The organism is Collinsella sp. AF39-11AT, from assembly GCF_003474585.1.
Taxonomy (GTDB): domain Bacteria; phylum Actinomycetota; class Coriobacteriia; order Coriobacteriales; family Coriobacteriaceae; genus Collinsella.
Genome location: NZ_QROG01000015.1, coordinates 13866 through 29545 on the forward strand (window position 1 = coordinate 13866; position 15680 = coordinate 29545).

The window sequence follows — 15680 nt, forward strand, 5'->3', positions numbered from 1 at the left end:
GCCGAAGGGCGTGGTACCATAGCGCGAACGTGAAATCGGAAAAGTGAGGCCCAGATGGTCGATCAGGAAAAAGTCGAGGCCGCCATTAAGCTGTTGCTTGAGGGCATAGGCGAGGACCCAACTCGTGAGGGCCTGCTGGAGACCCCGGCGCGCGTTGCCCGTATGTATGGCGAGATCGCCGGCGGTATGGAGCAGAGTGCCGAGGAGCACCTGTCCAAAACCTTTGCCGTCGCTTCGAACGATTTGGTTATCGAGCGCGACATCACGTTTTACTCGCTGTGCGAGCATCATCTGCTGCCGTTTTATGGCAAGGCTGCGATCGGCTATATCCCTAACGGTCGCGTGGCGGGTCTGTCTAAGCTCGCTCGCACGGTTGAGGTCTATGCCCGTCGTCTGCAGCTGCAGGAGCAGCTGTGTGCGCAGGTTGCCGACGCCCTCATGGATTATCTCGCTCCCCAGGGAGCGATTGTGCTCATGGAGGCTGAGCATATGTGCATGACCATGCGCGGCGTGCAAAAGCCCGGCACCAAGACCGTGACGCTCGCTCGCCGCGGCGTCTTTGAGACCGATCCCGCGCTCGAGGAGCGGTTCTTTAGGATGCTGGGCCGTTAACATGAGGGTCGTCAACGACTTTACATCGAAGACCGATGAGGGGACGTCGCGTCGCGGCTTTATGGCTTCGGGCCTGGCCCCTTTTGGTGCTATGCCTCGCATTGATTACATTTGTGCCAACGGGCTGTTCCGGCGGCACCTGGGTAACATTGCGCAGTTGGAATCGGGACGCATTTTCTGCCGCCACGGTATTGACCATCTGCTCGATGTCGCTCGCATTATGTGGATCAAGAATCTCGAGGAACAGCTCGAATTTGACCGCGAGGTCATCTACGCCACGGCACTTCTTCACGATATCGGCAAAGATGAACAGTACGAATCGGGTATATCCCATGATGTTGCAAGCGAACGCGTCGCTGATGCGATTCTCGGCGGCATGCCCGATGATGTGGCGTTTGAGCCGGCCGATGCCGCAGCCATTAAGACGGCCATTTTGGGCCATCGAAAGCTGCGCGTGAACAGCCAACCGCTTGAGCGTCTGCTCTATGCAGCCGACAAAGCGTCGCGCGCCTGCTTTGCATGCCCCGCGCGCAATGCTTGCAACTGGAGCGATGATAAAAAGAACCTGTCGATTCGCGTGTAGTTAGTTTGCGCGGTCGGGGTTCTAAACGAAGGAGACGATCGCGATGAGTAACAAGAAGCTGCCCGAGAGTGCAACCAAGACTGAAGGCGCCGAGCTCGCCCGCCGTGGAAGGGGCGAAATATCCACCGCAACGGCGGTGCCCCACGTGAGCTATGACGACTTGCGCCATGCCGACCGTATTGTCATTGACGGCCTAGAGGTTTTTGCCAACCATGGCGTGTATCCCGAGGAGAACGCGCTGGGTCAGAAGTTCATCGTGTCCTTGGTGCTCTATGCCGACCTGCGCGCAGCGGGGGAGCACGATGACTTGGACGCCTCGATTGACTACGGCTCGGTGTGCCACGATGTCGATGGCTATCTGCGCGAGCATACGTTTAAACTCATCGAGGCGGCAGCCGAGGGGACGGCCCAGATGCTGCTGCGCCGTTATCCCTCGCTGCTTGGTGTGCGCATAAAGCTCGATAAGCCGTGGGCTCCTGTTGGCCTGCCCCTGGCAAGCTGCGGTGTCGAGATCGAGCGCGTGCGCTAACCGGTTCTAATACGTCTCTACGGGAGGCTGCTTGAGCCGCTGCGACAGAGCTCTATTGTTGGGGCAGTGCGTGTCGAGCAGGGCGTGAAACCGCTGATTGTGGCTTGGCTCGAGCAAGTGGACGAGCTCGTGGGCGACAACCATGTCGAGGCATTCGACGGGGTAGGCGGCGAGCTCGCGCCCGATGCGAATGGCGCCGGATTTGGGCGTGCATGAGCCCCAACGCGTTTTCATGCTGCGTACGGAAATGCGGGAAACGGTGACGCCCATTGCGATTTCGTACGCGTGCACGATGTCGCGTAGCGCTGCGGTGACCTCGGATGCATAGAGTTGGTCGATGCGGGTCTGGAGTTCTTTGGGCGTTAGGCCGTCAAGGGCTGTGCGCTGCTTTGCCTGCGTGCGCCCACTTGGCTCATCGGTACCCATAAAACTTGCGAAGGTGGCCTGTTTGGGTCGCGATGCGGGTGATGCAAAGTTGTGATCGAGTGCATCCTGTACCGTAATGGGCTTGCCCCAAAGTGCAATGATGGACGAGGGACTGAGCGGCTCTCGCGCCGTCGCCTGACGCTGCTCACGCTGGGCAAGTCGGCTGATAATCCAGGCGCTGTTGCGCTTAACAAACGCTTCGATACGCTCGCGGCTGGCGCCGAGCGGTGCGCTGGCGTGGACCTCGCCGCTCGATGTGACGCGTAGGTTGAAGTTCTTGACGCGCTTTTTGGTAACGACGACAGGGATGGGCGTCCCATCCGGTCGGGATACGGAAATCGTAAACTGCTGCGTCAAAAGCGGTCCTTCAGATTGGGGACGGGCCGGCATGTCGACCGTTCGGCATGCCGGCCCGCTCAAGGGATGTGAAATTAATAGCGCTCGAAGAAGGCAAGCGCGTTGTCGCTGCAGAGCTTTTGCATCACGGTCTTGCCAAAGTGCTTGGAGAGCATGTTCTGGAACTCGGGCATCATGCTGGCATCGGAGAGGAAAGCGGGCACAGTGGCGCCGTCCCAGTCGCCGCCGAGCGCGATGACGTCCTCGCCGCCCAGGTCGAGCCAGTGCTCGATATGTGCCGCTAGCTGGTCGAAGGTGACGTCTGCGGCGGTCTTGTCGGTTGCGTCGTTGGAAAGGAACTCGCTGCAGTAGTTGAGGCCGACGATACCGCCCATGTCGCGAATGGTGCGGAACTGGTCGTCGGTGAGGTTGCGCTTGACGCCGCAAACCGCACGGGAGTTGGAGTGGCTGGCGACGAAGGGACGCGTGGCGTGGGCGACAACCTCGTCAAAGCACTCATCGTTGAGGTGGGAGACGTCAAGCACCATGCCGGCGTGCTCCATCTGCGTAAGTGCCTCGATGCCGGCGGCGGTGAGGTCGGCGTGGGTATCGTGTCCGCTTGCGAGCGGCCCCTGCGCGTTCCAGCTGAGTGACGACATGAGTACGCCCAAGCTCTTGAGCACCTCGATCAGCGCGGGGTCCTCGGCAAAGAACGTGGCGTTTTCGATGGTGTGGATGCAAGCGACCTTGCCGTCCTTGAGCGCGGGGCGGATGTCTGCGGCGCTGCGCACGTTGACCATACTGTCGTGGTTGAGCATTGCCTGGCCGCTCATATGCGCCATGATCTGCGCCTGGAAGCGCGCGGCGTGGGCGGTGGGAATCTCGTCGGGGACAAACGTGGCGAAGCACTGTGCCCATGGCGTGTTGCCGATCTTTGCGAGCGAGATGGCGCAGGCGTTACCCTCGATGAGGTCGAAATCCTGCGGATGCGTTTCGTCGCCGGGGAAATAACCGTCGGTACCGGCGGTAAAGCGCAGGTCGAGATCGAGTGTGGCCCAGCCGATGCGGTCGGCGGTGTCGCAGTGTAGGTCAAATACGGGATATGCCATGGTTCCTCCGGTTGCAGCGTTTCTTTGCAAACTGTCTTTGAATTGTATGACTAGGGTATAGTTAGCGCCATATGTTCATGGCGGTCCGCGTTGTGCGCCGCCCTTATCACGGAGGTTACCATGTCCAACCAGGGCAAGAAGGTCAAGACCCATTATCGCGGCACGCTCGACGACGGCACGCAGTTCGATAGCTCCTACGATCGCGGCGAGCCGCTGGAGTTCACCTGCGGCGCCGGTCAGATGATCAAGGGCTTCGACGCCGCTGTTGTCGACATGCAGGTGGGCGAGAAGAAGACCGTGCACATTCCTGCTGCCGATGCCTACGGCGAGCACAATCCCGAGATGGTTATTACCTTCCCGGCCGAACAGGTTCCCAACATCGAGCAGATCGAGAAGGGCATGAAGCTTTTCCTGTCCACGCCGAGCGGTATGCCCGTCCCCGCCGTGGTCATCGACGTAACGCCCGAGGCCGTGACGCTCGACGCCAACCACGAGCTGGCCGGCAAGGACCTCAACTTTGATATCGAGCTCGTCGAGGTCGAGGGTTAGAGTATGCCTGAACGCTTGGTTTCGACGACATGCTTGGGAAATCTCAACGATCCGTCCTATGAACTCCTGCTTCGCCGGAAGTTGGGCGGCGTCTTTGAAGTTGACGAGCTGCTGCTCGATTGGGACCAGGCTGATGTATGCGCGCTTGTGGGCGTGACGGAGCTGGGGCGCACGGTCGATGTTCGGCTGGATACTGCCGACGGCGGTCGTCTTGCCGACGGTGACGTGCTCGCTATCGACCATACGGGTGCGGTGCCCGTGGTGGTTGTCGTACGTCTGCGCGGCGCCGAGGTTTATTTGGTCGAAGTTGACCGCATGGACCCGATTGCGCTCGCGCATGCGTGCTGGGAGATCGGCAATATGCATACGCCGCTTTTCCGAGGCGATTCGGACGAGCATACCGTGCGCATGTATACGCCGGTGCAGCCTGTTTTGGGCCGCATGCTCCGGGGCGTCGAGGGCGTTCGGCTCTCGGTGGTTACCCGTGAACTCGATTCGGACCGGCGCTTTGCGTCGAATGCGGCGGATGCCGTTGTGAGTATGGCTCCAGACTTTACGATCGTAAAGAAGGCGCGCGGTTAACGTGCGTATAAGTAAGACGGACTTTGAGAGGCAACTATTCAAAGTCCGTCTTTCTGTTGATGAGATGCTGTGGGGGAAAGCATATGGGTCTTGAAGGAATCAAGCTGATTGCATGCGATTTGGACGGCACGTTGCTGCATCCGGGGGAGCGCGAGCCGCGTTCCGAGGCCTTTGAGCTCATCGATGAGCTGCATCGTCGCGGTATCGTGTTTATGCCGGCGAGCGGCCGTCAATATGCGAGCTTGCGCTATCTGTTTGCCCCGGTGGCCGATGAGCTCGCCTATGTATGCGAAAACGGAGCTCTGGTGATGAGCGAGGGACGCGCCGTTGTCAAGCGTTCCATGGAGCGTAGCCTTGCTATGGATATCGCGAATGCCGTGATTGCATATCCCCATGCCGACGTGACCCTTTCGTGTGAGGGGCACCTCTACACCATGAGCGGCAACGATGCGTTCGTCGATCATTTGCGCTATGAGGTCCACTGCGATGTGGCGGTGGTCGACCGTCCCGAGGACATCGAAGAGGACGTCATTAAGATTGCCTTCCAGACGCCCGAGGTGAATCAGCCGGCGGCGCTGGAGTATTTTGAGCGCCACTTTAGCGATCGAGTCGATGTCATGACATCGGGAACCGAATGGACGGACTTTATCGGCTTTGATTCGGGTAAGGGTTCCGCGCTTGCCGATTACGGTCGTGCCCTGGGTATTTCGCCCGATGAGATGATGGCGTTTGGCGATAACGAGAACGACCGCGACATGCTCAACGTAGTGGGCCATCCTTATCTAATGGAGAGCTGCAATCCCTCTATGCGTGGCATCAACGACCGCGTCCGCTATGTGTACACGGTCGAAGAAGAACTGCGTCGCCTGCTTGCCGAGTAGGCATGTCCCAAACATCTACCGGCAGTCGGGGCAGAGACCCTCGAAGATGGTGTAGTGCGACGTGACGTGCCAGCCGATTTGCTCGGATGCCTTGGCGTCGAGCTGGGCATCGAAGGGGAGTGGTATGTCGATGACGCGGCTGCACGAGGTGCAGATGATATGCGCATGCGGCTCGATCGTGCGATCGAAGCGGCTGCCGCCCGGCGTCTTGATGGAGAGAATCTCGCCGGCGTCGGCCAAGAGATTGAGGTTGCGGTAGACCGTGCCGCGGCTGATTTTGTCATCCTGCGCGCGCACGACGTTGTAGATTTCGTCGGCGGTGGGATGGTTATAGCTTTGGCGCACGGCGTCAAGAACCAGCTTTCGCTGCCTGGTATTCCTTCTTTGCACCGCCATGCGCCTCGCCTCTTTTCTATCAACGGTCGTAGGTAAATGATACCGTATTTAGCACACAATACTAATAACGAGGCGTGAAACCGTCTTCATTGGCAAGTGGGGCTCGGGCCTGGGCGTCTACGAGGCGAAAACGCGTTCCCATACGCTCGTAGGAGGCATGAAGCGCCTCGAGATGAGATAGGATATTTGCCGGAGCCCCCTGTATCTCCATCTCGACTGAGCCGTCTTCCATGTTACGCACCCAGCCGGTGAGCGCGCGTGCCTGCGCGAGGTTGGTGTTGGTAAAGCGAAAGCCAACGCCCTGGACTTGCCCCGCCCAGCGCAGGAAATAGCGCAGGGGAGTGTCTTGAGTGGCCTCGTCGCTTGCGAGCACAGTAAGCCTGCGGCGCAGCTCGAGCTCGACGTTTGATGGTTTTTGAGGCTCTCGACTGCCGCCGGTGACGCTGGAGAAGAACGTATCGAAGAGGCCCATAGCTATGCCTGCTTGCCTGCGTCGGCCGGGAAGGTTATGCCGGCCTGCTGGCGCACGGCATCCATGATGCGCAGTGAGACGAGTGTGACATCGCGGTAGTGGCCAAGCTCGTGGCGTCCCGCCGGGGTCTCCCAAATCTCTTCCTTAACGTTATCGATGCCGCCGATGGCGGTGATAAAGTCTGTGAGTTCGTATTCCATAGTGTTGCTCGATTTGGGCAGGTCGAGCACGCGGCCGTTGTCTCCCTGTTCGCGCGGTGCCTCGGTCGCCGAGCCGCGTACGACGTCGCCGCGATAGTCGATGCGGACGTTGCGGGGCGTGGACAGATGGTCGATCTGGATAGTGCCACGCTCGCCTTCGATCTGCGAGGGCAGCAGGTCATTCGTAATTTTGGAGTGCGCGAGCTCGACGGAGATACGGCCGCCGCCGTAGCTGGCGAGGATGGAACCGCAGCCATCGATGGGGCCGTGCGTGAGCCGTCGCGTGGTGGGATCGAGCAGAGTGGTCATGCTCGTAAGGCCGGAGGGCATGCCAAAGATCTCGACCATGGGCTCGACGGTATAGACGCCAATGTCCATGAGGGAACCCGATGCCATATTGCAGTCGAAGATATTGGTGGCGCGTCCCGCGAGAATCTCGTTGTAGCGCGAGGAATATTTGCCAAAGCGCAATGAGGCGCGGCGGATGGGGGCGATCTCGCCCAGGGCGTCCTCGATGGCGTGGAAGGCGGGATCGTGGAGGGGACGCATGGCCTCGAGGGCCACGACACCTGCTGCCTCGGCAGCGCGGAAGACTTCCAGCGCCTGCGCTTCGGTGGCGCAGAAGGGCTTCTCGACGATGACGTGCTTGCCACCGGCGATGCAGGCAAGGGCCTGCTCGTAGTGAAGTGCGTTGGGGCTGCCGATATAGACGGCGTCGACGTCGGCGGCTGCCGCAAGCTCATCGAGTGAGATAAAGTTTCGCTCGCCATCGCGCTCGGCGGTAAAGGCAGCACCGCGATTGGCATCGCGTGAAAGCGTGCCCACAAACGCGGCTTGGTCGTTGGCGTTGACGACTTGGATAAAGTCGTCGGTGATCATGGATGTGCCGATGGTCGCGATGCGCAGCATACGTCCCCCTTGCGTTGTTTGGTCTACAGGATGAGTGTAGCGCGTGGGGATATAAAGCTGTGCGAAAACGCTATTACAGGTCGCTCTCGTTAAAGCCGGTGTCGATATCGAGGTTGCTGCCGTCGGCCGCCGTGGTGGCGAGCTCATCGCAGCGCTCATTGAGCTCGTGGCCGGCGTGACCCTTAACCCAGATGAACTCAACCTTATGCTTGCTTTTGGCGGTGAGTAGGCGCTCCCACAGGTCGCGGTTCTTGACGGGCTGCTTGTTGGCGGTTTTCCACCCGCGCTTTTTCCAGCCGTCGATCCAGTGCTTCTTAAAGGCGTTGACGACGTACTGCGAATCGGAATGGACTTCGACCTCGCAGGGGCGGTTGAGTGCCTCGAGCGCCACGATAACGGCCATGAGCTCCATGCGGTTGTTGGTGGTCTTGGCGTAGCCGCGCGAGAGCTCGGAGGTAAAGGTCTTGCCGGCGGGGTTGGTGTATTTGAGCACGGCGCCGTAGCCGCCGCGTCCCGGATTTGATCGGGCCGAGCCGTCGGTATAGATGATGACCTTCACGGGTTTCCTTTCTTTGAGTGCATTTCATGTGAGTGACCATTGTAGCGCCATGCCCGCCGGGGGCCAGCAATCTACGATTTCTGCCCCGTCTTCCGACTGTTAGCTGGCATGGATGATGCGGTTGAGCTCGTCGAGGTATTGCTGCAAGAGGAGAGAGGGCTTGCGCTCGTCGTGCATGATGTAGCCAACGTGCATCGTTGGGGCGTCTGCTAACGGGATCGATGCCATGCCCCATTGCATTTCATTGGAGAGGACACCGGTCGACAGGGTGTAACCGTTCGACGTGATAAGTAAGTTGGTAAGTGTTCCGCGGTCCGATATTCGTATGTTGCGGTCGCAAGGGATATAGCTAAAAGGTTCCTCGGCGTAATAGAAGGAGTTTGAGGTTCCCTGCTCAAAGCTGTAGCGCGTATAGGGCGCGAGGTCGGCAAGGGACAGCTGAGGGCGGCGTGCGAGCGGGTGGCGTTCGCTGACGAATACGTGGACCGTCGCGTCGAATAGGGGATGGAAGCTTGCGCGGGCATCGGCGAAGGCCTTCTGCAGAACGCGGGCGTTAAAGTCATCCAGATACAGAATGCCGATATCGCTGCGAAACGCACGGACGTCATCGATGATCTGCGATGTGGTGGTCTCGCGCATGATGAACTCGAACTTGCTGTCGCGGCAGCGCTCGACCACGTTGACAAAGGCCTCGACCGAAAAGGCGTAGTGCTGGGCGGAAATGGCGAGGCGGGCTTGCGGGGTGCCGCCGTTCTCGTAGCGTGCCTCGAGCATGTCGGCCTGCTCTACGACCTGGCGCGCATAGCCCAAAAGCTCGGTGCCGTCGTTGGTGAGCGTGACGCCGCGGCTGGAGCGCGTAAAGATCTCCAGATGGAGTTCCTGTTCCAGGCTTTTGACGGCGTTTGAGATGTTGGACTGAGCGGTATAGAGGCGCTGAGCTGCGGCGTTGATTGAGCCGGACTCTGCCACGGCGATCAGAAAACGAAGCTGCTGAAGGGTCATCGACGCCATCCTTTCGATAGTTATCTATAAAACAGATAACAAGTTAGCGCTTTTTAGTGATTGACCGAGGAAGACAATGCCCGTACTATTCAAAACACACAAAGGCGGTAGGTTATTAAGCCGACTACGGAATCGGGACGCGAAAGGAGGCCCGCATATGAATTGCTTACCAAGACGAATGCCGGGCTCCTGTTTGCGCCCGTCGGCGTGATCAGGAGACAGCGACTTACTTCTCTCTTTTTACTTACTTTCGTTCGATCAAGGAGATCATCATGAGCCAGTTCATCAACAACCCCGAGCACACCTTTGGTTTCGATACCCTGCAGCTGCACGTTGGCCAGGAGAGTGCCGATCCCGCATCCGACTCCCGTGCCGTGCCTATCTACCAGACCACGAGCTATGTGTTCCGCAACTCCCAGCACGCCGCCGACCGCTTTGGTCTTGCCGACGCCGGTAACATCTACGGCCGTCTGACCAACTCCACCCAGGGCGTCTTCGAGGACCGTATCGCCGCGCTCGAGGGCGGCGTGGCAGGTCTTGCCGTCGCCTCCGGCGCTGCTGCCATCACCTATACCCTGCAGGCTCTTGCTCAGGCTGGTGACCACGTGGTGGCTCAGAAGACCATCTACGGTGGCTCCTACAACCTGCTGGAGCATACGCTCTCCCAGTTTGGCGTCGAGACCACGTTTGTCGATGCCCATAACCTGGAAGAGGTTGAGGGTGCCATCAAGGACAGCACCACGGTCATCTATCTCGAGACGCTCGGCAACCCCAACTCTGACATCCCCAACATCGACGCCATCTCCGAGATTGCCAAGAAGCACGGTCTGCCGGTTGTCGTCGACAACACCTTCGGCACCCCGTATCTGTTCCGTCCGCTGGAGCACGGCGCCAACATCGTCGTCCACTCCGCAACCAAGTTCATCGGCGGCCACGGTACCTCGCTGGGCGGTGTGATCGTCGACGGCGGTAACTTCGATTGGAAGGCGAGTGGCAAGTACGCCCAGATCGCTGAGCCCAACCCCTCCTACCATGGTGTTTCGTTTGCCGAGGCTGCCGGTCCCACCGCCTTCGCAACCTATGTCCGCGCTATCCTGCTGCGTGACGAGGGCGCCTGCATCAGCCCGTTCAACGCCTGGGTCCTGCTCCAGGGCACCGAGACTCTGTCGCTGCGCGTCGACCGTCATGTCGAGAACACCAAGAAGGTCGTTGAGTTCCTGGCTGGCGACAGCCACGTCGCCAAGGTGAATCACCCGAGCCTGCCTGAGCACCCCGATCACGAGCTCTATCAGAAGTACTTCCCCCGTGGCGGTGCTTCGATCTTTACCTTTGAGATTAAGGGTGGCCAGGAGGCTGCATGGAAGTTCATCGATCATCTGCAGGTGTTCTCGCTGCTCGCCAACGTGGCCGACGTCAAGTCGCTCGTCGTGCACCCGGCTACCACCACGCACTCCCAGCTCTCTGCCGAGGAGCTCGCCGAGCAGAACATCACGCCCTCCACGATCCGTCTTTCCATCGGTACCGAGAACGCCGAGGATATCATTTGGGATCTGAAGCAGGCCTTTGCCGCGCTGGACGAGTAAGGCGACTTGTGCAAGGACCCCTTGCGACTCGATAGGTATAACTGCATAAAATGCCTGCTCAAGGCGCCTGTGCGAACAATGGTTGCACAGGCGTCGTTTTTGCATAGAGAGGGTGCAAAAACAGGGTTTTTGACACGCTTTATGCAATCGAGATGTGGAAAACTCCTGTTGAGAGGATGTGAGTTTTACGCAATTGACGTGCGCCTTTTGAGTAAAACCGCAGGTCGCGATTTGCTCGGGGTACTATGCAGCGCGATTAAATCACACGCAGCTCAAACGCAGCAAAAACGCACTACGGAGGTTTCCAGCTACATGAGGATCGATTCACGAAAACCGAAAGCCGCCGCCCTTTCCGCCGCTCTGACCGTGGCACTTTTGGCGGGCGCCGGCGCAACTGATGCCCACGCGGCAACACTATCCGATACGGTCGGATCTGCGCCGTCCGAGGCGACGCTGGTGCAGCCCGTCGACTACCGCGGCGACGGTTATGGCTCTATGCAGGAGTGGAACGCCTCGATGGGGGCAAAGCGCGATTCCCTGGAGATGCGCGCTCAGATCATTATGAATATGTATGGCGACTATGCTACCGATGACGAGCGCGCTGTGTTGCAGGGTTGCATCGACGGTGCGGGTAGCCTGTTGACGATGGGGGAAGTCGACGCCAAGTCGACCGAGCTCGACGAGCTTCGCTCCACGCTTGAGGATGCCAAGCGCGAGGCGCTCGAGGCTGCCGCAGCCGAAGCCGAGGCCGCTGAGGCCGTTCAGGCTTCGTATTACAACGCCGGCTCCGGCTCGTCTTATACGTCTGCTGCGTATTACGCGAACGGCTCGGGTCTGACGCGCTCGAGCGGCGTCAATAACTATAACGGCCGCCGCGAGACTTATTACAGCAGCAACGTGTTGTATCACCACCGCACGGGCGAGTGGACGCAGGATTCCGAGGGCTTTTGGCGCGATTCCGATGGTTACTACGTCGTTGCCGCGGGCGATAAGGCCCAAGGCTCTACGTTTACCGGTTCCAAGGGCGAGTGCAAGGTCTATGACTCCGGCTGCGCTGCCGGAACCACCGACTACTACACTGGCTGGTAATCTGCCATAAGCCAATAGGACATGACGGGCGGGCGTCTTTACCGAGCCTTTGGGCAACGTAAGGGCGTTCGTTTTTTGTGCGTGCTTGAGTTAACAGAGCGCTTACCGTGGCAGTACGCCGCGCATATGGGCGCGGGGCACACTAGTTCATGAGAAATAAGGTCTTTCTCTTGGAGGAAGTGGTCTTGTGAACGCTCGAGATATCGCCGTTGCCGCCGTCGCATTGGTGCTTGGTTGCCTTGGTCCTACGGCCGCGCTCATTGCGGGCATGCAGGGGTCATGCGGGGCTGCTCCAATCGTGGTTGGCGCGCTGATTGCGGCCGCGCTGCTGGGAAGTGCGGGTGTAGTCCTTTGTCGCGACGATGAGGGCCAGGCCTCGGAGTCGCAGCTCTGACCGTCGGGACATCGACTACTGGTTATAGATGAAGATGAAAGCCGCCGTAAGGGGAGTGCCCTTGCGGCGGCTTTGCTGTTGAGTCTGTTGACGTGGTGAGTCGGGCGCTACCAGCTTGCCTCGATATCGCGAATGCGCTGATAGAGCCATTCGTTCTGCGGTGCCTGGATATCGTGCTTGGCCGCCAGACGGCAGATGGTGCCGGCGAACTCCTCGACCTCGGTTTTGCGCCGCGCGACGCGGTCTTGCGCCATCGAGGGCATGCCGGCGGGATCGATTCCTTCGATGAGGTGCACCATCTGCGTCAGGTCTGCCTCGGTCAGCTCAACGCCCTCGGCGTTGGCGACCGCAAGCGTTTCGCGCATGGCGGAAACAAGGCAGCGACGCTGCTCGGAGCCCGGCTCCGTGGCGCTTCCGTACGTGCCGCCGTAGGCCATGCAGGTCTGGTTGATGCCGTCGTTGAGCATGAGTTTGGCCCACATGCGGTGCGCAATGTCGCTCTCGACGGTGTGTGCGATGCCGCAGCGCGTGTAGAGCTCGTCGATTGCGGTGATGGCTGCGGGATCCGTACCGGCCGCCGCGCCAAAGCGGATTTCGCCCGTGTTGGTAAAGGTGAGCTCTCCGTTGAGAAACACAGCGTCCATGCCCTGGCAAATACCAAGAACGGTATGCTCCCAGCCAAAGCGCTCGGCAATCTTTTGCTCGCTCGTGATGCCGTTGCACAGCGAGGCGATGAGCGTATTGGGTCCCACGACGCGCTCCATAGTCTTGAGTGCTTGGTCGAGACCGGTGGTCTTGACCGTCAGGATGACCAGATCGGCGGGCGTTGCCTTGCTGGCGCGGACGGACTTGAGCGCACAGGGCTTGCCGTTGACGGTGAGCGCATCGTTTGCGTGACGCTCAAAACGGGCGTCATCCATAACGTATTCGACGGCGTCATTGCCGAGGGCCTTGGCAATCATGCTGCCGTAGAGCAGGCCGACGCCGCCCTTGCCGATAAAGGCGATCTTGTTGATCTGCATGCGAATCATCTCCCCATATAAAAGGCGCCCGCGTAAGGGGCGCCTGATGGATTGTATGCTGCCGGACCATGCTGCGTGCACCGGATGGCCGTATTTGTTTGTTGCTCCTTTCATCGGGCTTTTTGCTGATGTTAAAGCGGTGCCGTGACAGCTCGATTTCTGCTGCGTTACGATACGTTCTCGATTGCGATTCCACGATGTTTCGGCCGCGTGACCATTGTGTTTCGTCTTGCCGGGGCGCTGATGGCGAAAGGAGGGGCCGTGCAATACCGCGTTGACCCCAAAAGTGGTAACCGAATATCTGCTCTGGGTCTGGGCTGCATGAGATTTCCCGGTGCGCCGGGACACCCCGATGCGAAGACGGCCGATGCCATCATTTCCCGTGCGGTGGAACAGGGGATTAATTATCTGGATACTGCGTATCTTTATCCCGGTAACGAGGTGTGCGTGGGCGCCTCACTTGAGCGCTTGGGGCTGCGTGACCGGGTGTTGCTGGCGACTAAGTTGCCGCACGCTTCGTGCAAATGTGCGGAGGATTTCGACCGCTTTTTTGACGAGCAGCTGCACCGTTTGCGGACCGACCATATCGACTACTACCTTATGCACAACATCACCTCGCCCGCCCAGTGGGAGCGCGTGGTGGCGTTGGGCATCGAGGACTGGATTGCGCACCAAAAGGCTGCGGGGCGTATTCGCCAGATAGGTTTTTCGTATCACGGCAGTGCGGCGGACTTCCTCACGATGCTTGACGCGTATGACTGGGATTTTTGCCAGATCCAGTACAACTACGCTGGAGAGCGCTACCAAGCGGGGACGGCGGGACTCATGGCGGCTGCGGAGCGCGGGCTCGCGGTGTTTGTGATGGAGCCGCTGCTGGGCGGGCGTTTAGCGGGCAAGCTGCCGCCGCGGGCCCGCGCTGTGCTCGATGGCGCCCCTGACCCGCATTTGCGCACTCCTGCCGCCTGGGGCCTTTCGTGGGTGTGGAACCATCCTCAAGTCACGATGCTGCTTTCGGGCATGACCGATACCGCGCAGGTGGACGAGAACGCGGCATTGGCGGATCGCGCACTGCCGAATTCGATGACGACAGAGCAGCTCGATACCATCGCGCGTGTGCTGGGAGAGTTTGAGAAATCGAATCGCGTGCCCTGTACGGGCTGCGGCTACTGCATGCCGTGTCCCAAAGGCATCAATATCCCTGGGTGTTTCGCCGCCTACAACGCAAGCTATGCGCACAGCTGGTTTACGGGCCTGTCGCAGTATTTTACGGCGAGCGCGGTGCGGACGAGTGAGCCCAAGTTGGTGAGCAATTGCGTCAAATGCGGCAAATGCGCACGTCACTGCCCGCAGCACATCGATATTCCTGAGCGTCTCGACGATGTGCGCCGACGTTTCCAGCCTGGCCCCGTAACGGCCGCGCTTAAAGCCTTTTGCAAAACGCGTTCCTGATGCCCCTTTTATAAGTTGCGGTGGAATAGTTCCTGTTTGCGGCAGAATAGGGCATCGACAGGAACTATTTCACCGCAACTGATGAGGGGGAGCTGGAGATGCTGACGATTGGGTGTCATCTTTCGACGACGAAGGGCTATCGGGCGATGGGGGAGACGGCGCTATCCATTGGCGCCAACACCTTTGCATTCTTCACGCGCAACCCGCGCGGCGGCAAGGCGAAAGATCTTGACATGGATGACGTGGCGGCCCTGCGCGAGCTTATGGAGAAAAACGACTTTGGCCCGCTTGTGGCTCATGCCCCCTATTCCTACAACCCCTGTTCTGCCAAAGAGCGGGCACGCGAGTTTGCCTTGGAGGCAATGGCCGAGGACTTGCAGCGTCTGGAAGCGCTGCCCGGCAACTACTACAACTTCCACCCCGGCGCGCATGTGGGGCAGGGGACTGATGCCGGCATTCAGATGATCGTCGACACCTTGTGTCAGGTGATGTTTGAGGGGCAGCAGACGACGGTGCTGCTCGAGACCATGGCGGGAAAGGGTACCGAGGTGGGCCGTAGCTTTGAAGAGCTGGCGCGCATTATCGAGGGTGCTGCCGCCAGGCGTCCAGAGCTATCGGACAAGCTGGGCGTGTGTCTGGACACCTGCCATGTGAGCGATGCCGGCTACGACATCATCCATGATCTGGACGGCGTACTCGACGAGTTCGACCGCGTGGTGGGTATCGACCGCTTGCGTGCCGTACACATCAACGATTCGAAGAACCCCAGTGGTGCCCATAAAGATCGTCATGAGTGCATCGGCAAGGGCTACCTTGGCAGCGAGGAGTTTGGCGGCGGTATGCAGGTTATGCAGAATATTGTATCGAATGGCCGCTTGCGCGCATTGCCATTCATTTTGGAGACACCGAACGAACTTGCAGGTTATGCGGCTGAAATCAAACTGTTAAGGTCATTGCAGCAGTAATGACTGTCATAAAGTGGAGTGTTCCATTCACGT

19 protein-coding genes are annotated in these 15680 nt (G+C 59.4%); 11 read left to right on the top strand and 8 right to left on the bottom strand.

What is annotated here, in order from left to right:
• Positions 1 to 54: 54 nt before the first annotated feature.
• From folE to folB, 3 genes are read left to right on the top strand one after another with little or no spacing between them, the layout of a single operon-like run.
• Positions 55 to 612, top strand: a complete 558-nt coding sequence (gene folE / locus DW037_RS07080; RefSeq protein WP_117583879.1) for a GTP cyclohydrolase I FolE — start codon at positions 55 to 57, stop codon at positions 610 to 612.
• A 1-nt stretch (position 613) separates the two neighbouring features.
• On the top strand, positions 614 to 1195 hold the full coding sequence (locus tag DW037_RS07085; RefSeq protein WP_171021502.1) for an HD domain-containing protein: 582 nt from the start codon (positions 614 to 616) through the stop codon (positions 1193 to 1195).
• A 43-nt stretch (positions 1196 to 1238) separates the two neighbouring features.
• Positions 1239 to 1724: a dihydroneopterin aldolase gene (gene folB / locus DW037_RS07090; RefSeq protein WP_117583880.1), complete on the top strand. Its 486-nt coding sequence runs from the start codon at positions 1239 to 1241 to the stop codon at positions 1722 to 1724.
• 6 nt (positions 1725 to 1730) lie between these two features.
• On the opposite strand, the gene DW037_RS07095 is transcribed toward folB, so the two are convergent.
• Positions 1731 to 2507 carry a M48 family metallopeptidase gene (locus DW037_RS07095; RefSeq protein ID WP_158571961.1) on the bottom strand — a complete coding sequence of 259 codons (777 nt, stop codon included), beginning with the start codon at positions 2505 to 2507 and terminating at the stop codon, positions 1731 to 1733.
• A gap of 74 nt (positions 2508 to 2581) precedes the next feature.
• Positions 2582 to 3595 (bottom strand): dipeptidase, encoded by a 1014-nt coding sequence (locus tag DW037_RS07100; protein WP_117583882.1) that lies wholly within the window; start codon positions 3593 to 3595, stop codon positions 2582 to 2584.
• Positions 3596 to 3715: 120 nt separating this feature from the next.
• Between DW037_RS07100 and DW037_RS07105 the strand changes: the two genes are divergently transcribed.
• From DW037_RS07105 to DW037_RS07115, 3 genes are all read left to right on the top strand, one after another.
• Positions 3716 to 4144 carry a peptidylprolyl isomerase gene (locus DW037_RS07105; RefSeq protein WP_055286916.1) on the top strand — a complete coding sequence of 143 codons (429 nt, stop codon included), beginning with the start codon at positions 3716 to 3718 and terminating at the stop codon, positions 4142 to 4144.
• A gap of 3 nt (positions 4145 to 4147) precedes the next feature.
• On the top strand, positions 4148 to 4726 hold the full coding sequence (locus DW037_RS07110) for an urease accessory protein UreE (RefSeq protein WP_117629737.1): 579 nt from the start codon (positions 4148 to 4150) through the stop codon (positions 4724 to 4726).
• Between the two features lie 83 nt (positions 4727 to 4809).
• Entirely contained in the window at positions 4810 to 5607 is a 798-nt protein-coding gene (locus DW037_RS07115) for an HAD-IIB family hydrolase (protein WP_158551675.1), read from the top strand.
• 15 nt (positions 5608 to 5622) lie between these two features.
• Here the strand turns inward: DW037_RS07115 and DW037_RS07120 are convergent, their stop codons facing one another.
• The 5 genes from DW037_RS07120 to DW037_RS07140 form a co-directional block, all read right to left on the bottom strand.
• Positions 5623 to 6003, bottom strand: coding sequence for a Fur family transcriptional regulator (locus DW037_RS07120; RefSeq protein ID WP_199408885.1), 381 nt, complete (start codon positions 6001 to 6003; stop codon positions 5623 to 5625).
• Positions 6004 to 6064: 61 nt separating this feature from the next.
• Positions 6065 to 6475, bottom strand: a complete 411-nt coding sequence (locus tag DW037_RS07125; RefSeq protein ID WP_117583885.1) for an acylphosphatase — start codon at positions 6473 to 6475, stop codon at positions 6065 to 6067.
• Positions 6476 to 6477: 2 nt separating this feature from the next.
• Positions 6478 to 7584 carry a Gfo/Idh/MocA family protein gene (locus DW037_RS07130; protein ID WP_117583886.1) on the bottom strand — a complete coding sequence of 369 codons (1107 nt, stop codon included), beginning with the start codon at positions 7582 to 7584 and terminating at the stop codon, positions 6478 to 6480.
• Positions 7585 to 7657: 73 nt separating this feature from the next.
• A complete protein-coding gene (rnhA, locus tag DW037_RS07135; protein WP_117583887.1) occupies positions 7658 to 8143 on the bottom strand; it encodes a ribonuclease HI in 486 nt (161 codons plus the stop codon).
• A 99-nt stretch (positions 8144 to 8242) separates the two neighbouring features.
• Complete coding sequence (locus DW037_RS07140; protein ID WP_117583888.1) at positions 8243 to 9145, bottom strand: LysR family transcriptional regulator; 903 nt, start codon at positions 9143 to 9145, stop codon at positions 8243 to 8245.
• 272 nt (positions 9146 to 9417) lie between these two features.
• Here DW037_RS07140 and DW037_RS07145 point away from each other — a divergent pair, with 272 nt between their 5' ends.
• From DW037_RS07145 to DW037_RS07155, 3 genes are all read left to right on the top strand, one after another.
• Positions 9418 to 10728, top strand: a complete 1311-nt coding sequence (locus DW037_RS07145; RefSeq protein WP_117583889.1) for an O-acetylhomoserine aminocarboxypropyltransferase/cysteine synthase family protein — start codon at positions 9418 to 9420, stop codon at positions 10726 to 10728.
• A 312-nt stretch (positions 10729 to 11040) separates the two neighbouring features.
• On the top strand, positions 11041 to 11817 hold the full coding sequence (locus DW037_RS07150; protein WP_117583890.1) for a hypothetical protein: 777 nt from the start codon (positions 11041 to 11043) through the stop codon (positions 11815 to 11817).
• Between the two features lie 187 nt (positions 11818 to 12004).
• On the top strand, positions 12005 to 12211 hold the full coding sequence (locus tag DW037_RS07155; RefSeq protein WP_117583891.1) for a hypothetical protein: 207 nt from the start codon (positions 12005 to 12007) through the stop codon (positions 12209 to 12211).
• 107 nt (positions 12212 to 12318) lie between these two features.
• Here the strand turns inward: DW037_RS07155 and DW037_RS07160 are convergent, their stop codons facing one another.
• Complete coding sequence (locus tag DW037_RS07160; protein ID WP_233503834.1) at positions 12319 to 13233, bottom strand: ketopantoate reductase family protein; 915 nt, start codon at positions 13231 to 13233, stop codon at positions 12319 to 12321.
• Between the two features lie 261 nt (positions 13234 to 13494).
• Between DW037_RS07160 and DW037_RS07165 the strand changes: the two genes are divergently transcribed.
• Both DW037_RS07165 and DW037_RS07170 read left to right on the top strand, forming a co-directional pair.
• Entirely contained in the window at positions 13495 to 14682 is a 1188-nt protein-coding gene (locus DW037_RS07165) for an aldo/keto reductase (protein WP_117583893.1), read from the top strand.
• Positions 14683 to 14780: 98 nt separating this feature from the next.
• Entirely contained in the window at positions 14781 to 15647 is an 867-nt protein-coding gene (locus tag DW037_RS07170) for a deoxyribonuclease IV (protein ID WP_117583894.1), read from the top strand.
• Positions 15648 to 15680 lie beyond the last annotated feature (33 nt).